Genomic DNA, 19,597 nt, shown 5'->3' with positions numbered 1-19,597 from the left:
GGGCATTGCCGTAATGGCGCAAGACAGGTGCTGTGCAGCCTTGGCGTCTGAGTATAATGGTTTTGGGTTGTGGCTCTGTGCGCTAAGCCACTCAGTAACAACACTTAATGATTTACCCTGTTCCAGCTAAGCTGATGCGCCTGGTTATCTAACGGCAGTGTTATGCAGTGCTGACTGACAAAGATTGCTGACTCTGCAGTGATTATTACACCATCCAGTGTCAGGTCTGGCTGCTGGCCATGAGTTTGGTTAATGCATAGTGCATAACGGCTGTCGCCAATGGTTATGGTGGCACTAAAGCCCGGCCAGCTTGCTGGCAGGCATGGGGCGATACGAATATGGCTGCCATGGCGGCTAAGGCCCAGCAGGCTTTCTACACCGGCGCGGTACATCCAGCCTGCGGCGCCGGTATACCAGCTCCAGCCGCCGCGGCCACTATGCGGCGCTACCGAATAAATATCAGCTGCTACCACATAAGGTTCCAGCTTATAACGGCTAACGCCGGCCGGGGTTAAGGCATGGTTTAACGGGTTTAACATGCTAAACAGCTGATGGGCCTTGTCTGCCTGGCCCAGTCTGGCAAAAGCCATTACCACCCACATGGCAGCATGGCTGTACTGGCCGCCGTTTTCTCTAAGCCCCGGCGGATAGCCTTTTATATAACCGGGGTTGTGTGTGCTTTGGTCAAACGGTGGAGTAAACAGCAACAGCAATTGCTGTCTGTGCTGTACTAAGTGCTTATCTACCGCCGCCATGGCGCTGGCGGCGCGCTGCGGATTTGCTAGGCCCGACAGCACGGCCCACGACTGGCTTAGCGAGTCTATCTGGCACTCGTCACTGTGCTGGCTGCCAAGCCAGCTGCCATCATCATAGGTGGCACGTTTATACCAGTTGCCGTCCCAGCCGTAGTGCTCCATCGCGCTAAGCAGGGTGTTGCTGTGCTGTTGCCATACTTCGGCGCGCGGGTCTTGCCGCGCCTGTGCCAGCGGAATAAACCGGCGCAGTGTGCTAAGCAGTAACCAGCCCAGCCAGATACTTTCACCTTTACCTTCGCTGCCAACCTGATCCATACCATCGTTCCAGTCGCCGCTGCCCATCAGCGGTAAACCGCGTGCACTGCTTAAGCTAATGGCTTGATCCAAGCCACGGGCGCAGTGCTCATACAAAGGCGCTACAGCGTCGGTCGGCATAGGTTGGAAAAACGTATCATGCTGGCCCGGTTCCAGTTGCGGCCCCTGCAAAAAGCTGACGTTATCATCCAATACTGCGTTATCGCCTGAGGTATCGATATAGCGGGCGCAGGCAAAGGCCAGCCATACTCTGTCGTCAGAAATACGGCCGCGCACGCCCTGGCCGCTGTGCGGCAGCCACCAGTGCTGCACGTCACCTTCAACAAACTGGCGCTGTGCAGCGCGCAACAAGTGTGCACGGGTCAGCTCTGGCGCGGCAAAGCTCAGTGCCATGGTGTCTTGTAACTGATCGCGAAAACCATAAGCGCCGCTGGCCTGATAAAACGCTGCACGGGCATAAATACGACAGGCAATGGTTTGATACAGCAGCCAGCCGTTGAGCATAATGTCCATCGAGCGATCCGGCGTTTTCACCTGTACTGCCTGTAACAGCTGTTGCCAGTGCTGGTGCACCTTATGCAGCTCTGCCGCTAAATCGGCCTGGCGGTAGCGTTGCACCAATGCCAGTGCGCTGGCTTTGTCAGCAGTTTGGCCAAGCAAAAACACCAGCTCAATTTGCTCACCCGGTGCCAGGCTCAGGCTGTGTTGCAAGGCTGCGCAGGGGTCCAGCGCAGCACCTGCGCTGGCGCCGAGTAATTGCTGTTGCACCAGTGCCTGCGGGCTTTGCGTACTGCGATTACGGCCAATAAATTCGGTGCGATCGGCCGTCCAGCCCGACAGCGGTGTGCTTGTGCCCAGCGCGGCAAAAGCCACTTTGCTGACAAAAGCGGTTTGCCACGGGTTTTGTGCCAGCAACACTGAGTGCTCGTGTTCGAATTCACTGATTAAGTAAGGCGCGCAGGCTGCACGGTCACGGCCCAGTACCCATTCGGCATAAGCCGTTACCCTTAGCTGGCGCCGTTTATCTGAGGTGTTACGTAGTGTCAGGCGGGAAATTTTAACCGGTTCGTCCAGCGGGACATACTGCAACAGGCTTAAGTGAATACCTGCTGCCTGGTGTACAAAGCGGCTGTAGCCAAAGCCGTGGCAGGCGCTGTAGTGGCCGCCGTCGTTTATGGGTGCGCTGGTGGCGGTAAATAACTGGCCACTGTCTTCATCCTGCACATAAATAGCTTCTGCACAGGGGTCGGTAACCGGATCATTCGACCAGGGGGTTAGCTGGTTTTCCCGGCTACTTTCTGCCCAGCTGTAACCGCTGCCGCTGGCCGACACCTGAAAGCCAAACTGCGCATTGGCGATAACATTCAGCCAGGGCATCGGCGTGCGCTGGTAGTTGTGCAGCAAAATGACATACTCGCGGCCATCGCTGGCAAAACCGCCCAGGCCGTTAAAAAACTCCAGCTCACTGCTGAGATAGTCAGCCGTTGCTGAAGCATCGGCGATGGTTGGCCGGGATAGCTGTTTTGCTGCAGCCCTTGCTACCGGCAATGGCTCTGGTGCCAGACGTTGCAACTGGCGCTGCAAGTTGCCGCGCCTGGCATACAATACTACCCTGGCAATTGAGGCCAGCAAGCTGCGGCTGGCGACGCTCATCAGATCGGCACGCAGCGTATACACTTTACCATTCGCCAGTTGCGGGCCATTGGCTGACGGTACTGCCGCCGGGCGGCTTTGGCTGCTGCGTACCAGCGCCTCTATCGCCTGCTGTAAATCCTGTACGTAAGAGCTGGCGCGCTCGTTAATAATTACCAAATCCACTGGCAGTTGCTTCAGATGCCAGTATTCATGTGCCCGCAGTAACTGGCGCACGCTGTCAACATCTTCAATATCGTCAATATGCAGCAACAACACCGGTAAATCGCCGGAGATACCGTGCTGCCATACACCAGACTGCAGCCCGGCACCTCGGCTGATAGCGGCAGGCGGCGCGCGAAAGCGGCTGTCGTTGTATAGCAAAGGGCCGGTAAGGCGCTGAAACAGCGCCGCTTCGGCCACGGTGACGGTAAGGTGGCGTAACTGCACCTGTGCCAGCGTCCACGCCAGGGTGGCGGCGCGTTCAAAGGCGCTGTATTCGTTATGCTGGGTGATCAGTTGCAGCAGTTCTTCACGCGAGTTGGCCAGCAGCGTCCAGAATGCCACTTTCAGCTGTTTACCTGCGCCCAGCGTTACCGTTGGGCGTAAACACAGAATGGGGTCCAGCACGGTGCCGCTGCTATTGCTTAATGGCTGGTTGTGCTGCATTGCGCGTGCTTGCTGCAAACTGGTGCCGGCACCAAAAAACTGCGCCCGGTCTGTTTCATATTGCAGGGGGGCGCTGCTGTTACCTTCAACTACTGCGAAGTGGCCCAGCCACAGTGGTTGTTCGTGCGGTGTACGCGGCCGGCGGGTAGCGATAATGGCACCGTGTTCGCTGATAAATTCAGTTTGCACAAACAACTTGGAAAACGCCGGGTGAGCATTGTCACTGGCTGCACTGCTGAGTACCAGCTCAGCGTACGAGGTTAGCTCAATTTCCTGCTCGTGCCGGCCATGGTTGCATAAGGTAACGCAGCGTACTTCACCGTTATGCTCCGACGACACCACTACCGTGACTCTGGCGCTGATGTCCTGCTGTTTTTCGCCAGACTGTACGTTGAATTCTGCACCGTCTTCACTAAAGGTTACGCTAAAGCTGGCCGCTGTGGTGTGCTGGCTGTCACTTGCCAGTGGTTGCAGGCTGGTTGCCCAGAACTGTGGGTTATTGCGCTCACGCAGCAAAATATAGCTACCGCAGTTATCCAGGCTAGTGTCGGCGCGCCAGCGGGTGATGGCAATACCGCGCCAGCGGCTGTAACCGCTGCCTGCGGCGCTAAGCATAACACTGTAGTTGCCATTGCTGAGAATGTGCGTGTGCGGTGCTCCGCTTGCGGTTGGGTCCAGGCTTAATTCGGTCAGTGATTCACTGCTGCTGCCAGCGGCAATGGTTACCGCTTCTGCTTTGGGGTGAGCATTAAGCACATCGCGCGGTACCCGCTCCTGCAGCAACAGTTCACAGGCGCTGATCATTGGTTCGCGATGAAAACGGCTGCGCATCAGGCCCTGTTGCAGGGTGTTAAGCACTGCTATCAGTGTCATGCCCTGGTGGTGCGCCATAAAACTTTGCACCAGCACGGGTTGAGCTGGGTCTGGCAACCGGGCCGGGGTATAGTCTATCGCTTCAAAAAAACCGTAATTACCCAGCGCGCCCAGTTGTTGCAGCCGGGCAAAGTTACTGCAGGCAGCAGGGGCATCTACCATACTGGCCAGCGCGGTAGCGTAGGGCGCTATTACCAGGTTTTGCGCCAGGCCGCGTTTTAAGCCCAGCCCCGGCACCCCAAAGTTAGAATACTGGTAGGTAAGGTGCAGATCGCGGGCATTGTAGGCCGATTCTGAAATACCCCAGGGCACATTGTGTTGCCGGGCATAACTGATTTGCCGCGCGACAATAAGCCGGTTGCTTTGTTCCAGCAGGCTGCCCACTGCGGCGCGCATAACCAGTGACGGCATCAGATATTCAAACATTGAACCCGACCAGGACAACAACGCCGCGCCAGCCCCCAGCGGGGTAGCGCCGCGGCCCAGCCTGAACCAGTGCTTGGCATCGATATCGCCTTTGGCAATGGCAAACAGGCTGGCAAGGCGGGCTTCAGAGGCCAGTAAATCGTAACAGCTGTTATCGAGTTTATTGTCGGCAACGGTGTAGCCAATCGACAGCAAATTACGCTCGGTATTAAGCAAAAAGGCAAAGTTCATTTGTAATGCCATGGCCCGGCTTTGTGCGGCCAGTGTGGCAAAGCGCTGGCGTAACTGATGCTGCTGTGCGCTGTCAGCCAGATTATCTTGCTGATGATGCTGCAGTGTTTGCAGCAGCGCTTGCAGATAAAACTGCAGGTTGTCGAGATGACTCTGCTCTGTTACGCCAGCGATATGCTCTGCGACAGCACTTTGGTATGCCGTGTGCGCTTCAGCGGCCAGCCGGATAAGCTCTTTATGCAGCGGCGCCGGGCGAAAAGTAGCACAGAGTAACTGTGCCATTTTTTCCAGGCGGATATGCAACTGCTGATTATGCTGCAGGCTGTTGTCGCACTGCTGCAGGCTAAGTTGCGCCAGTGCCAGGGTGTCACTCAGCCCCTGCAATGCCAGCGGAGCCAGCAGCTGTTGTTGCCAGTCTTCCAGGCTGTTGGCCAGCGCCAGCAGGTGCCCGGCCAGATTGCCGCTGTCAACTGATGAGATATACGCCGGTGCTAACGGTTGCAAAGTCTGGGTATCGTACCAGTTAAAAAAGTGGCCCTGATACAGGCTAAGCCGCTGTAAAGTAGCAAAGGTTTGCTCCAGTTTATCGGCACTGGCATGGCTGCCCAGCCAACCGAAATCCCGTGCGGTAACAACCGACAGCAAATACACGCCAATATTGGTGGGCGACGTACGGTGGGCAATAACCGGCTCTGGTAATTGCTGGAAATTATCCGGTGGCAGCCAGTTGTCATCAGCGCTGACAAAACGCTCGAAAAAGCGCCAGGTGCGCCGGGCAACCAAGCGCAGGCTATTGGCCTCAGGTGCTGTCAGTGGCCGGGTTTGCTGCTGGCCGGTGGGCAGGCTTAGCCAATACATCAGCGCCGGTGCCAGTTGCCATAACAGCAGCAGTGGTGCCAGTAATACCAGATTATGCGGTGCCAGCCACAGCACCAGCGCAGCGGTTAGCCAGGCCAACAGCAGCCCGGGTGCCATCTGGCGGTAATAGCCAGCCAGGCTTAGCGGCTGGTGGGCACTGTTTTGTGCCGTGGTGACCCACTGCAACAGCTGTTTGCGGCTTACCAGCACACGCCACAACGTAACGCTGATGGCGTGGCCCATGCGCCAGGCCTGATCAGCCAGCAAAATAATCTGCAACAGGCTTTGGCTCAGGGTCTGGCCTATATCGGCCAGCAGGTTGCCATACAGGCTGCGCAGCGCAATAGCGCCGCCGTTTTGTAAAATACTGTGCTGCGGCAATAAGGTAAAACGGCGCATCAGTAAGGTGGGTAACAGCAATACCGCCAGTAGCAACAGGGTGGTATTAAGCGCCAGCGGCCAGGGCAGCAGCAGGGCCAGCACTAAAGCGATAAAGCCAGCCGGTGCCAGCGTTGAGCGGCGCAGGTTATCCAGCATTTTCCAGCGGCCCAGTAACGGCATGCCCGCTTTGGCACTGCGCGGCTTATTAAACGCGCGGCATAGCCAGGGCAACAACTGCCAGTCGCCGCGGGTCCAGCGGTGCTGCCGTTTAACGGCAACGTCGTATCGGGTAGGAAAATCCTCTACTACTTCAATGTCTGATACCAGACCCGCGCGGGCAAAGATGCCTTCAAACAGATCATGGCTTAGCATGGTGTTGTCTGGCACTCTGCCGTTTAACGCCGCATGAAAAGCCTCGACATTGTAGATGCCTTTACCGGTAAAAGAGCCTTCGGCAAATAAATCCTGATACAAATCAGACACTGCGCTGGCGTAGGGGTCGATACCGGCCGGGCCAGAACTTAAGCGCAAATAGCGCGAACCATGCTCAGCGAGTGCCAGTGCCGGTGTTACCCGTGGCTGCAAAATGCCATAGCCGGCAATAATACGTTGCTGGCGCGGGCAAAATTGCGGCTGGTTTAACGGGTGCGCCATTTTACCCACCAGCTTAACGGCTGCGTTGCGCGGCAGCCGGGTATCAGCATCCAGTGTAATCACATATCGCACCTGCGCCGGTACCAGGTTAGACAACAGCGGGTACTGTGCACTGCTGCCAGAAAAAGGGTTTTGCTCACTGTCATTGCTGTTGGCAGCCCCACGCAGTGCCTGGTTTAAATCGCTTAGCTTGCCGCGTTTACGTTCGCGGCCCATCCAGCTTTGCTCGGCTGGGTTATAACTGCGTTGGCGATGCAGCAATAAAAAGCGCGGCCCTGCCAGGCCTGCGCCATAGTGGTTATTTAATGTTGCAACACCCGCTATCGCTTGTTCCAGTAGTGCCTGATCGGTTGGCTGGTGCTGCACAGGGGCGTCAACAAAATCCGATAACAGCGCAAAGCTGATATCGCCATTACCGGCTGCCAGATAGTGTTCTTCCAGCCGCTGCAGGTGCTGGTGCAGTTCGGTACTACTGTTTAGTAACACCGGCACCGCGATCAGGGTGCGCAGTTCAGCGGGAATACCTCCGGCTAATTCCAGCGCCGGTAATAGTTGCGCGCCGTTATAGCGGCTGGCCATATTTTGCAGCAAAGCACTGGCCACTTCGCTGAGCGGAATAGCGGCCAGCAGCACCAGCCAAAGCCAGCCAATACCGCTAATTCCCAGCAACCAGCCAGCCAGCAGTAATAAGCCAGTGCTAAGCAAGACAAACAAGCTGATATAACCTTTAATACCCCGGCGGCCAATACAATGGCGCAGCCAGCGCCCGCCGCTACGCTTAATGCCCAGCTGTTGCTCAAATGCCTGCCTGCCGTTACCCACTAAATAGTAACCACAGTCGGCCTCGCGCTCTGCCTGTATCGGGTTGCTGCACTTCGCGGCAGCCAGGCGGGCGGTTTGTAATACTGCTGCGGCAATCGTCAGCTCCGGGCTTTCAGCGCGGCGGGCCAGTTGCTCAATGGCTGTGCGGTAAAGGTTGCGGCTGGCAAAATCCATTTCGTTAAAGCGGCTGCCCGCAGCAAGCTGCTGATCTACCAGGCTGACGCTTTCAAACAGTTCTGTCCAGTCGATGGCCGAGATACGCCGCATGCTGGTAATCACATTACGCACGCTGACGTTAGAGGCGCCTAGCCGCTGCTGTGCTCTTTGCACCACAGTGTCAATGCTGTCGCCGTGTATCGTCAGTTGCTGGCTAAGCCATTGCAGAGCCGGTGTTACGCCCGGGTCCTGATCGCGCAGGCGTTTGGCCAGTTGGGCGGCAAAGTTGTCGTTTAATGCGGTGTCTGTTGTGCTGTGGTTGTTTATGGCGTGCTGCCAGTCTGCACCCTTTAACAGGGCATCGGCCAGTTGATCCGCTGCTGCGCGCTGGCGCAGGCCCAGGCTGATTTGATCAGTTAAACGGCGCAGGTTTTCAATCAGCACTATGCGTAGCGTAATAGCAACGGCCCATAGCTCACCAATGCTTAGTGGCTGTACTTGCTGATAAGCCATTAAAAAGCGCTGTAAAATTGCCGGATCAAAATGGCTGTCGGTATGGGCAACATAAGCCCAGGCAATACCTAGTACGCGCGGATAGCCGCTAAACGGGCCCGTGGCCAGCTTGGGCAACTGGCGATAATAGCCAGGAGGCAGGTCGTCGCGAATCTCACGGATTTGCTGCTCAACAATATGGTAGTTGTCCAGCAGCCATTCTGCCGCGGGTACTATGTTGTGGCCGGCCTGCAATTCAGCCGCGCTAACGCGGTAAGCGGCCAGCAGGGTGTGGGCGTTGGCTGTCAGCCTTTGTTGTAGTGCGGGCCGGCAATACTGGCGAACCTGTTGTAACAGCGTAAATTCGCTGACAACTGGTTGGGTTTTCGCCAGGCTGTGAGCATGCAGCTCCAGCCGTTCAACACTAAACAGTTCGGCACGAACCGGGCTGGTTTGTTGCCATAGTTCGGGGGTAAACCAATTACCACTGCGCTGGTGCAGCGTGAAAAACGGCTGTAACAGTAAAGCAGAGGTGTCACGGAAAAAAGTACGGAAAACAGACATAGCAACCTGCAGCTAATAGCATAAGCGATAACGGCTTAGCTTATAGGGCGGTTAGTCTGTTGTCGGTTCGATGCCGTACATAGCTGACGACAATGTGGTTAACACTAACCGTTAGTTGGGCAGCACAGGTTTTTTGCAGGCATGCTCGTGCTGCTTTAGCGGCAGCAAGCGGTCGGTTTCAGCTTTTACCACTTCGTAACATTCGCAGCTTAGTTGTTCCAGTTTAGGCCGGTTGATAACCATGATATGGCCACGGCTGTAGTCAATAACGCCTTGCTTTTGTAAGCGGCCGGCCGCTTCGGTTACGCCCTCACGGCGTACGCCAAGCATATTTGCTATCAGCTCTTGTGTCATCACCAGGTGATTATCTTTTAACCTGTCCAGCGATAGCAATAACCAGCGGCATAATTGCTGATCAATACTATGGTGGCGGTTACATACCGCGGTTTGCGCCATTTGTGTCAGTAAGGCCTGCGAGTAGCGCAACATTAACTGCAACAGCTCACCATGGCGGTTAAACTCGTCTTTCATCCGCTGGCCCAGTAACCGGTAAGCAAAACCGGCACTTTGCACTATGGCGCGGCTGGTGGTGCTTTCGCCGCCCATAAACAGCGCAACGCCAACAAGGCCCTCGTAACCGACTACTGAAATTTCAGCCGAGGAGCCATTTTCCATGACATACAGCAAGGACACTATGCAATTAGTAGGAAAATACACATAGCGCATGACATCGCCAGACTCATACAACACCTTACCCAGCGGCATCTCCACCAACTCCAGATGCGGAAATAACCGCTGCTGCACATCAGCAGGCGCGGCATTAAGCAAAAGGTTTTGCGTTGGCTGGTTTTTAACGGTGGCACAGTGTTGCTGTGATGCCGGCTGGGGCATAACGATGTCCTTATGTTATCAGGAGTGGTTATCAGTATAGTTAAGCAAAATGTTAGCTTTGTGCGTCAGCGAACATAAAATACACATAGCGCATGATATTATTTAACCCGCATATCATTTTTAACTGAGGTGACACCGGTAACTTCACGCGCTACCCGTATGGCGGTAGTAATGTCTTCTGCAGAGCTGACAAAGCCACTTAGTTGTACTACGCCTTTAAACGTTTCGACATTAATTTCGCTGACTTTAAGTGAAGCAGTATTAAAAATAGCGGCTTTTACCTTAGTGGTGATTACGGTGTCGTCTACATATTCACCGGTGCCTGCCCGGGTAGCTGTGGCGCCGCAGCCTGCTAATGTCAGGCTAAATAAGCCTACTAATAAAATGGCGCAAATACTTTGCTTTTTCATGATGTATGTCCTGTTTGTTGGGGTAGAAAATGGGTTTTTTACCGCTGAATGTTACGCGTTAATAAGCCAAAACTCTGTGCGCTAGCGCACAAATAGAACTGTATTTGTTTGGTGTTGTACCGCACAGAGCCGACCTTGTTGTTGCGTTATGCTTTTGCCAAACGTGCGCCAACACTCTCGTTTGGCTGCAGGTTTTCAGGCAGGAGTAACATATGAACTACGAAATGCGTGACACTTTTGGTATGTACAAAGGCACTTTAAATGGGCCAGGCCCGCAACTGATGGGCGCCAATACCCTGGTAGGCAACGATGTTTACAACCACAAGGAAGAGAGCCTGGGCGACATTAAAGAAATTATGCTTGATGTTGGCAATGGCAAAGTCAGCTATGCCGTGTTGTCGTTTGGTGCATTTTTAGGTATGGGCGAAAAGCTGTTTGCCGTGCCGTGGAGTGCGCTAACACTGGATACAGAGAACAAACGCTTTGTATTAAACATAGAAAAAGACCGCCTACGTGAAGCGCCGGGTTTTGACAAAAACAAATGGCCGAATATGGCAGATAAAGCCTGGGCAAAACATGTTGATACTTACTATGCCACAAAGCAGCCGGGTAATTTTCCCGACTCAGTGTAATAGCACTCACCAGGCCCGTTAATATAAACGGGCTTTTACATAGCTATGTGGTGTAGCGCACATACAGCATTAAAAGCCGCGCGGTATAATAAAGCCCTTTTCATAATTTACAGGTAAGTTGCTATGTTAGAAACAATTATTGTGCTGCTGGTCATTCTTTGGGCGTTGGGGCTGGTATCTTCTTATACCATGGGTGGTTTTATCCATATTTTGCTGATTGTTGCCCTGGTTGTGGTAGCCATACGCTTGATCCGCGGCCGTAGGATCTGACATTTTCATAGCTGGGCAGGGGGCTTTATGCAAAATAAACTCAGTGTAGTAACGCAGATCCACGGTGCCTTGCCATCAGCGCAAAAAATATTGTTATCACCCAGGCGCAGCTATACCGAGTTGCAGCAAGCCCTGCAACGGGCTGAAAGTATTACCGAGCGTACCTTGTGCGAACTACTGGCGCTGCAACAAAGCCAGTTGTTGGGTACTAAGGCTGAAGCGACTGATAAACTGCAAATACAACCCCAACTAAGCTTCATGATTAAGCAGGCTCAGCGCAATGGCAGCAGTTTTGCCGTGTTGTTTGTGCAACTGGATCATTATAAAAATATTTATGACGGCCACGGCGCGGCAGTGGCTAAACAGGTTAGCGAAGCAACTCTTGCGCGTATGGTAGCGACACTGCGCGATTGTGACAGCATCAGCCAGCAGGCTGATGATCAATTTTTACTGCTGATAACCGATGTGTCACGTATTTATGATGCTGTGTTGGTAGCGGAAAAGCTAAAACAGAAACTGTCGATCTTACACGGCGTGTCTGTAATGCCGTTGGGGATCACTGTCAGTATTGGTATCAGCCGTTTTCCGCAAGATGGTAACGACGCCGGCTTACTGATAGAAAGAGCCGCCGCAGCGCTGCTGCATGCGCAAAATCGGGGCGGCAATCAGTTTTCGTTACTGCGCTAAAACGCCTTACCGGGTTAACGCTGCCTATTTTAACGGTATTGCAGTAACAGGCAGGCAAACACCAGATTTTGATAACCATCACTGGTTTTATACTCGCGGTAGCCTTTAGCCGGTGCTAGCGCCAGCAGATACCGCTGGCCGTTTACATCACATTGTTCTGTTACGCTATGTTGTTGTGCCCTTTGATATAGCGTTGCTGGCAACGGTAACCGGGCACCAACTTGCCAGTTAGCATGGCTGGCAGAAATAATCTTGCCTGCGCTATCAACATAACAGGCACTATAGCCCGTTTTAATGTCGCCCTGCTCATTTTTGGGGAGAATATCACTTAGCATTGCCCTGAATTGGGGCGCGCTGTCAAACACCAAACCTATACCGCCGATAACCTGCTCTGACTCTGCCGGGTGGAACAATGCCGCATTGTAAATATAGGTGGCTTGCTGCTGGTACAACGCATTTGGCACAAAAGCGCTGACGCTGTATTGCTGCGGCTGGGTCAGTTGCAGGCAACTGGCGGCGCCGGTGATATCGTTAATCTGGCTGCTGCCGTTGTCGGCAGTTGAGATGGCCACTAATTGCTGTGCCGTGTTGTACAGATAAATAGTGTGATACACGGTATATAAGCTATTGATGTAACCTAGCTCTGTTGATAATTCCTGTTGTTGCGCCACACTTATTGTATTTTGGGCTAAAGCCGTGCGAAAACTGGCATTTTGTGCCCACCAGCGGCAGTCGTTTGCCCGCTCGTACAGGTTGCGGTCCATAATGTCCGCAGCCAGCTCTGCCAGTGTGGTTAACTCCTGCAGCAGGCTGTGCATTATGGTGGCACCCAGTTCGTCGATAGAAGACGAAAACACCTGATAAATATCCTGGCCAATGCCTCTGATAGCGTTGAGCACAGGGATAAACTCTATAGCATCTTTGCGCGCTGCGGCAATTTCGCCGTTTAGCACAATTAAACTCAGTTCATCGTTTACCTGCATAGATTCACGCTTTATCGCTGCCAGCGCCGGAAACAGCTGGCCATCTGCCGGGCTGCCCGTACTGTTGCTGTTTGCCATGCTATTGGCAAGTAACTGTAGCGGTGTCCACATTTGTACCTGCCAGCCGGGGCCAAAGTACTGCTGATAACCGCGGCTATTAGCAAAACTGACCAGATAGCTGTGTTGCTGATGTTGTTGTAAATTCAGGTAATTTGCCACTGCAGCCTGGGTTTGTGCGGGCAGCTGCGCCGGATCAGAGCTAAAGGCTACTGTGCCGTCTGCATTAACCAGCGCTAAAATACTGTGTGGGTTTGCTAGCAGTAATTTGCTGAAAATGGTGTTTAGTTCGTCGGCGATATTAAAACACAGGCACAACACGCCAAGCGGCTGGCCAGCATCACCGTATACCGGCTGTGAGTAGATCAGGCTTAAGCTTTTATCGGGCTGTAAATCGCTATAGCGGCAGGTTTCACTGTAATTACTGCCCTGTTCAAGGCTGTATTGCAGCAGCGGATCGGCCGAGTGAGTTTGCCTGTACTGCTGGTTTAGCCGCAGCAGAATAGTGCCGTCCAGACCCAGCAATACCACATCATCGTAAACAGAATAATTGGCAACATAATGCTGCAGGTGCTGGTGTAGCTTGCCATGCAATTCAGTATCGGCCAGAGGCTGAGCCATAAAATGACAAATTTGCTGATCCGTTGCCAGAAAGCCAATATCGGCAGTGCGTTCAAACAGGTTACGAATTAACACATCTATTGCCATCTGGCAGCAGGCTTTGTCGTGCAGCAGTACTTTTTTAGTTTGTTCCTGCAGCAGGTTATCAATAAGGGTATGTTGTAGCTGATTAAAGCGCTGCTTGGTAATGTCCATACTGGTAAGAATGTCAGAGCCAAGGCGTAAACTGTTAATTTTGCCTATCAGGCTTACTTTTCCCCACCAATCGTCCAATTGTTGTAATTTTAGCTCATGCTCCAACACACCTTGCAGGGTGGCTTTAAGTACACTTTTATGTTGTTCAACAAACAGCTGCATAACCTGTTACTGCTCCGGGCTTCTAGCCCTGTGGTTGTTCCTTATAATTTTATGCAAGCTATCTGCCAGAGTTAAATCAGCAGGGGCCCTGGCAGGCCCCTGTGACGGTTTTACAGGTATTGCTGCAGAAACTTAAGGTAAGCCTGCTGGGCAGTAATGCGGTTACTCTTTTTCAAAAAGCCGTGGCCTTCATCCGGAAACAGCACATATTCTACCGGTACGTTGTTAGCACGAATGGCAGCGACCATTTCATCGCTTTCTACCTGCAGTACCCGCGGATCGTTGGCGCCTTGTACTACCAGCACCGGTTTTTTCACTTTATCGCCGTGGAACAGCGGGGAAATACGACGCAGGCGCTCGCCGTCTACCGCCGGATCGCCAAGCTCCGCATATAACGATTCACGAAATGCTTCCCACCAAGGTGGAATGCTTTCCAGCGTGCGCACCCAGTTGGTTACACCAAAAATATTGATGCCCAGCTTAAACTCGTCGGTAAAGGCCATAGCTGCCATAGTAAGGTAGCCGCCATAGCTGCCGCCCATCACGCCGATGCGATCAGCGGCAACCCAGTCGAGGCTTTGCAGATACTTTTTGCCATAGACGATATCTTGTAAATCGTCTTCGCCGTGGCGTAAATCGTCCAGATGAAAGAAGGTTTTACCATAACCAGACGAGCCGCGGTTATTCACCGCTAACACGGCATAACCCTGGTTTACCAGATGCTGAATAACAGGGCTGTAACCGGTACGTGACTGGCCGCCGGGGCCGCCGTGGATCCAAATCAGTGCCGGTACTTTTTCTGTGGCGCTGGCTTGCTTTGGTTGATACAGCAATGCCGGTATGGCTAAGTCATCAAAGCTGTTGTAGCGCACCACACTGCTTTGCACCAGTTTGGCTTCATCAATGCTGCTGTCCAGTGCCTGGGTTAAGCGCTGAGCCTGGCCATCGCCCAGTTTCCAGACATATAAATTAGACGGGCTGTTGTCGGCATTGAGGTAAAAACTCAGGTACTGGCTGTCGGCCGAAAAGGTTACGCCGCGTAAATCGCCGGCTGGCAGTGGTGGTAATTGCAGGCTTTGGCCACTTTGTTGCTCAGTAATACTGATCAGGGTAGAGGCATCGGCATTAATACCCTGTACCTGATATTTGTTGTCGTCACTGAAGTAAATAAAGCTGATATCCCAGTCGGCACGGCTATAGGGGCTGGTTTCGCCACTGGCAAGGCGGTAGCTGTAAGCTTCTACAAACTCGCTGTTGCCATCGGTGCCAAACAGCAGAGTGCTGCTATCCGGAGTAAAGCCATACACGTTATGAGAAATATTACCGTCGTGCTCTGTTAGCAGCGTGGCGCTGGGTTCTTTTGCCTGTAAGTCGATTAAAAACAGGTTGTTATCGGCGTTGTTGCGCTCTTTGCTTAATGCCAGATAACGGCCGTTTTTACTAACAGCATCAATGCTGTAACCGTCGTTGTTTTCGTATATCAGTGTGCGGCTGTAGTCGGTGCTGTTGTAGTGATATAAATCGAAAAACCGCGCGTCGCGCTCATTGCTGGTAATAAAAAAGCTGCCATCATCATGCCAGCCGGCAAACGCGGCTTTTAGTTTATCGCCGGGGGTAAGGTCACGCACTGTGCCATCAAGTTCGCGCAGATAAATGTGGTTTAGCTCGTTACCGCCCTGATCAGCGGTATACAGCAGGCGATCGTCAGCCGGAAACCAACTGACAGGGAACGCCGGATCGCTTACCGATTGCGTTAGCGGTTGCCAGTCTTTGCCGTCCAGGCTAACCCGGTACAGGTTAAACACGCCGCTTTCGTCTGATGCGACCAGCAGGGCACTGGCATTATGGTTAATGTCGTTGCCCATGTAGGTTTTAGTGGCAAAAAATTGCTCGGCGCTGTACTGCGGTATCGCGGCACTTACGCTTGGTTCGGCAGTATTGCCGGTGGCAACAGTGGTGGGTGGTGCTTTATTGCAGCCGGTTAATAGCACCGAGCTTAACAGCAGGGCGAGGGTAAGACGCGATAGCATGATAATGTCCTTATGTCAGGGTAAAACACTAAGTCGCGACTGCCTGCTCTGCGACGGCTTATAATGCCGGTAACCGGCCGGTGTAACAAAATTGAGCTAACAAAATTCAGCTAACGCTAGCGTAAAAACTTCTGCACATAAGAGCAACTGGCCTGCAGCTGATACTGCTGGGCTTTAGCCCATGCCAGGCCGTGGCGCACCAGTTTTTCTGCCAGGCCTTTGCCGCGAAACGTCGGAGGGACAAAGGTATGATGGAAATTAATCTGGCTGCCGGTTAACTGGTAGTCCAGCACGGCCTCGGCACCATCCAGTGTCATAACAAAACGTTGTTGTTGTGGCTGATGTGTAATAGTGGCCTCTGTCATGCGTCTTCTCCCAGCCAGGGTGTTTGTGGTAATTGCGCCAGATGAGCAGCATAGCGCTCTAAATTAAAACTTTGCTGATGTTCAATCACATCAATCATTTCAGGTGCCAGCGCGCAGGCGATCAGTTCAACCGCTTCTTCCCGGCTGTGGCCGGTCATCCGCAGGCGCATTAGGGTTTCAGTAACTTGTTTCGGGTAATTGTCAGCCAGCTGGTTTTCTACCACTTCAAACAGCATGGCTTGATCGAGCAGTTCTTCGCTCATAAAGGCCTCAGTATTGCTTTTGTGCATTGTATTGTAGTTGCGCCAGTATGGAATATCTGCAGCCGCTTGCCAATCTGCTGCGGAAAAAAGCTTACGCCAGATAGTATTTAGCTGTGGCTTTGGCTAAGCTGGAGCGCTCTTCAGTTTGGATTAAGAGCAACCTATGCAACCTATGCAACAGGAAAATTATGGCTGGCGCGGCCGTATGCAGGCGCTTGGCCCCGGTATTTTAATGGCTACGGCGGCTATTGGTGGCTCGCATCTGGTAGCGTCTACGCAAGCGGGGGCTTTATTTGGCTGGCAGCTGGCCTGGCTGATTCTGCTGGTTAATGTGCTGAAGTATCCGTTTTTCCGTTTTGGTGTTGAGTACACGCTAACCCGCAAAGAAAGCCTGCTGGTGGGGTATCAGCGTAAGGGCCGCGGTTATTTCTACAGCTTTATTGTGCTGAATATTATTGCTGCAGTGGTTAACACGGCTGGAGTACTGCTGCTAACCGCCAGCCTGTTGCAATATGCGCTGCCGGGTAATTTATCGGTCACCTTACTGTGCTGGGGCATATTGGCTGCCTGTTTGCTGATTTTGCTGCTGGGCCATTACAAAGCACTGGATAATGTGTCGAAGCTGATCATGATACTGCTGACATTTACCACGCTGATTGCTGCGGTAATAGCCTGGCACAATGGCGCCCAGGCACCGCAGGATTATGTTGGCCCTTCGCCCTGGACACTGGCCAGCCTGGGCTTTTTGGTGGCACTGATGGGCTGGATGCCGGCACCTATAGAAATATCGGCTATCAGCTCGCTGTGGTTAAAAGCCAAACAACGCCATACCCATATAACCCGCGCCCAGGGCCTGTTTGATTTTAATCTGGGCTATTGGCTTACTGCCGCTCTGGCACTGGTATTTTTATCTTTGGGCGCTTTGGTGCAATACGGCAGTGAACAACCTATTGCGCTGGCAGGCAGTGCTTTTGCGCAACAATTAATGAATATGTACGCCAGCACCATTGGCGACTGGGCGCGGCCGTTGGTAGCGTTAATTGCCTTCTTATGTATGTTTGGTACCACCATTACCGTGCTGGACGGTTACGCCCGTACTTTGCATGCCTCTTTTGCACAACTGGGCTGGATTAAACACCCAGCGGCGCTGAATTACTGGCTGATAGTTCAGGCCGCCTGTGGCATGGCAATGATCCTGTTTTTTAAAGCCGCACTGGCACCTATGTTAACTTTTGCCATGACACTGGCATTTTTAACCACGCCGGTGTTTGCCTGGCTTAACTACAGCCTGATGCGCGGTGACGGTGCCATAGTGCTAAGCTGGCCGCTGCGGCTACTTAGCTGGGCCGGTTTATTCTATCTGAGTGGTTTTTCATTGCTGTTTTTAGGCTGGTACAGTGGCTTACTGAGTTAACTGAGGGGCTGGCCAATGGGGTTTAGTACAGTGTTGTTGTTTCTGTTACAACTCCTACTGATTTTACTGGCGGCGCAGCTTATGGGGCGGGTAGCTCGCTTTATTGGTCAGCCCAAAGTAGTGGGTGAAATGATTGCCGGTGTGCTGCTGGGGCCGTCGCTATTCGGTTGGCTGGCGCCACAGTTGCAGCAAAGCATTTTTACCGCAGATACCCGCAGCTTGCTGTACTTTGGCGCCCAGCTTGGTGTGGGCTTGTATATGTTTCTGGTCGGGCTGGAATTTAACACCCGGTTGTTTAAACACCATGCTAAGAGTGCTGTCAGCGTATCGCTAGCGGGTATGTTAGTGCCTTTTGCCTGTGCAGCCTTGCTGTGTTTATGGCTTACCGATACGCCTGGGCTGTTTGCGGCCGATATTTCTTATTTTAACGCGGCCTTATTTATGGGCGCCGCCATTGCAATTACGGCCTTTCCGATGCTGGCGCGTATTATTTATGAGCGTGGTTTAGCCGGCACACCCCTGGGCACCATGGCGCTGGCGGCCGGTGCCATCGACGATGCTGCCGCCTGGCTGGTGCTGGCTTTTGTGCTTGCCAGCTTTGGCGGTGGCTCTGAGTTGCTGTTTAAAGCACTGCTGGGTGGTGGTTTGTATGCGTTTATCATGCTCACCAGAGTACGGCACTGGCTGCAGCCGCTGGCTGATAATATCGCCCGCAATAACCATATGAGCTATGCCCAGTTTATCGGCATTATGCTGTTATTTGCCGTGTCGGCTTACAGCATGGATTGGGTCGGCCTGCATGCTGTATTCGGCGGCTTTTTACTGGGTATTGCCATGCCGCGCGGCGTAATCGTTGAGCAACTGCGTAAGCGGCTGGAAAAATTTACTATCTTGCTGTTGCTGCCAATGTTTTTTACCTATTCCGGCCTGAACACACAACTGGATGTGCTGGGTTCATGGCAGGTGTTATCGGTAGCGCTGGTGGTGCTGGCTGTTTCTGTATTTGCCAAAGGTGTGGCCTGTTGGGCTGCGGCCCGGTTGAACGGGGCTGATAACCGTACGGCAATGGCGATAGGCGCATTAATGAATGCGCGCGGCCTGATGGAGCTGATTATTATTAATATCGCCCTAAGTTATGGCGTTATCCAGCCAGCGTTATTTTCGATTATGGTGGTAATGGCGATAGTCACTACGCTGATGGCATCGCCGTTGTTCCACTGGGTATATGGCAGGCATCAGCCAAAACCAACAGCAATCTAAAGTTGCCGTTGGTGCTTGCATAATGCCTGTTAAAAACTATAACGCCAGCGTTTTTTCACCACGGGCAATGCCTGAAGCGCCGCTGCGCACTACTTCCATTATCGGCGTAGTGCCAAGCGCCTGAATAAAGGCATCAAGTTTGTCGCTGGTGCCTACCAGCTGAATGGTGTAGGTCGCGGGGGTTACGTCGATAATCTGGCCGCGAAAAATATCGGCGCAGCGTTTTACCTCTTCGCGCTGATTACCACTGGCTTTTACTTTTACCAGCATCAGTTCGCGCTCAATATGTGCCGCCTCGCTGATATCCGACACCTTGACCACTTCAATCAGCTTATGCAGTTGCTTACTGATTTGCTCTATCACCTGATCATTGCCATGGGTTACCAGGGTTAAGCGTGACAGGGTTGGATCTTCGGTGGCGGCTACATTTAGTGAGTCAATGTTATAGCCGCGCTGGGCAAACAGGCCAACTAAGCGGGCTAAAGCGCCGGATTCGTTTTCCAGCAGAACAGAAATAATATGCCGCATG

The 19,597-nt window shown here is 52.9% G+C and carries 13 protein-coding genes; 5 read left to right on the top strand and 8 right to left on the bottom strand.

What is annotated here, in order from left to right; genetic code table 11:
• Nucleotides 1-104: 104 nt before the first annotated feature.
• The 3 genes from AR688_RS18115 to AR688_RS18105 form a co-directional block, all read right to left on the bottom strand.
• Nucleotides 105-8,828 carry a GH36-type glycosyl hydrolase domain-containing protein gene (locus tag AR688_RS18115; protein ID WP_082694839.1) on the bottom strand — a complete coding sequence of 2,908 codons (8,724 nt, stop codon included), beginning with the start codon at nt 8,826-8,828 and terminating at the stop codon, nt 105-107.
• Between the two features lie 111 nt (nt 8,829-8,939).
• The gene (locus AR688_RS18110; protein WP_068237413.1) at nt 8,940-9,719 is read right to left on the bottom strand and encodes a Crp/Fnr family transcriptional regulator; all 780 of its coding nucleotides are present in this window, start codon (nt 9,717-9,719) and stop codon (nt 8,940-8,942) included.
• A gap of 98 nt (nt 9,720-9,817) precedes the next feature.
• Nucleotides 9,818-10,129: a BON domain-containing protein gene (locus AR688_RS18105; RefSeq protein ID WP_068237411.1), complete on the bottom strand. Its 312-nt coding sequence runs from the start codon at nt 10,127-10,129 to the stop codon at nt 9,818-9,820.
• 212 nt (nt 10,130-10,341) lie between these two features.
• Between AR688_RS18105 and AR688_RS18100 the strand changes: the two genes are divergently transcribed.
• The 3 genes from AR688_RS18100 to AR688_RS18095 all read left to right on the top strand — a co-directional run bounded on the left by AR688_RS18100 (nt 10,342) and on the right by AR688_RS18095 (nt 11,718).
• Nucleotides 10,342-10,761 carry a PRC-barrel domain-containing protein gene (locus AR688_RS18100; protein ID WP_068237407.1) on the top strand — a complete coding sequence of 140 codons (420 nt, stop codon included), beginning with the start codon at nt 10,342-10,344 and terminating at the stop codon, nt 10,759-10,761.
• 123 nt (nt 10,762-10,884) lie between these two features.
• Nucleotides 10,885-11,031, top strand: a complete 147-nt coding sequence (locus AR688_RS20285) for a lmo0937 family membrane protein (protein WP_156420352.1) — start codon at nt 10,885-10,887, stop codon at nt 11,029-11,031.
• 27 nt (nt 11,032-11,058) lie between these two features.
• Complete coding sequence (locus tag AR688_RS18095; RefSeq protein WP_068237400.1) at nt 11,059-11,718, top strand: GGDEF domain-containing protein; 660 nt, start codon at nt 11,059-11,061, stop codon at nt 11,716-11,718.
• Between the two features lie 29 nt (nt 11,719-11,747).
• On the opposite strand, the gene AR688_RS18090 is transcribed toward AR688_RS18095, so the two are convergent.
• The 4 genes from AR688_RS18090 to AR688_RS18075 form a co-directional block, all read right to left on the bottom strand.
• Nucleotides 11,748-13,736, bottom strand: coding sequence for a cache domain-containing protein (locus AR688_RS18090; protein WP_068237397.1), 1,989 nt, complete (start codon nt 13,734-13,736; stop codon nt 11,748-11,750).
• A gap of 110 nt (nt 13,737-13,846) precedes the next feature.
• Nucleotides 13,847-15,766: an alpha/beta hydrolase family protein gene (locus AR688_RS18085; protein WP_068237392.1), complete on the bottom strand. Its 1,920-nt coding sequence runs from the start codon at nt 15,764-15,766 to the stop codon at nt 13,847-13,849.
• Between the two features lie 116 nt (nt 15,767-15,882).
• Nucleotides 15,883-16,131 carry a GNAT family N-acetyltransferase gene (locus AR688_RS18080; protein WP_068237389.1) on the bottom strand — a complete coding sequence of 83 codons (249 nt, stop codon included), beginning with the start codon at nt 16,129-16,131 and terminating at the stop codon, nt 15,883-15,885.
• Entirely contained in the window at nt 16,128-16,394 is a 267-nt protein-coding gene (locus AR688_RS18075; RefSeq protein ID WP_068237755.1) for a hypothetical protein, read from the bottom strand. The genes AR688_RS18080 and AR688_RS18075 overlap by 4 nt, the downstream gene beginning before the upstream one ends.
• 163 nt (nt 16,395-16,557) lie before the next feature.
• Here AR688_RS18075 and AR688_RS18070 point away from each other — a divergent pair, with 163 nt between their 5' ends.
• Both AR688_RS18070 and AR688_RS18065 read left to right on the top strand, forming a co-directional pair.
• Nucleotides 16,558-17,808: an NRAMP family divalent metal transporter gene (locus tag AR688_RS18070; protein ID WP_231732158.1), complete on the top strand. Its 1,251-nt coding sequence runs from the start codon at nt 16,558-16,560 to the stop codon at nt 17,806-17,808.
• Between the two features lie 15 nt (nt 17,809-17,823).
• Nucleotides 17,824-19,068 carry a cation:proton antiporter gene (locus AR688_RS18065; RefSeq protein WP_068237386.1) on the top strand — a complete coding sequence of 415 codons (1,245 nt, stop codon included), beginning with the start codon at nt 17,824-17,826 and terminating at the stop codon, nt 19,066-19,068.
• Nucleotides 19,069-19,104: 36 nt separating this feature from the next.
• On the opposite strand, the gene ilvN is transcribed toward AR688_RS18065, so the two are convergent.
• On the bottom strand, nt 19,105-19,596 hold the full coding sequence (ilvN, locus tag AR688_RS18060) for an acetolactate synthase small subunit (protein ID WP_068237383.1): 492 nt from the start codon (nt 19,594-19,596) through the stop codon (nt 19,105-19,107).
• Nucleotide 19,597 lies beyond the last annotated feature (1 nt).

The sequence above is a fragment of the Rheinheimera sp. EpRS3 genome, from assembly GCF_001513785.1.
GTDB lineage: Bacteria > Pseudomonadota > Gammaproteobacteria > Enterobacterales > Alteromonadaceae > Alishewanella.
This window is presented reverse-complemented; position numbering and strand designations above follow the sequence as displayed.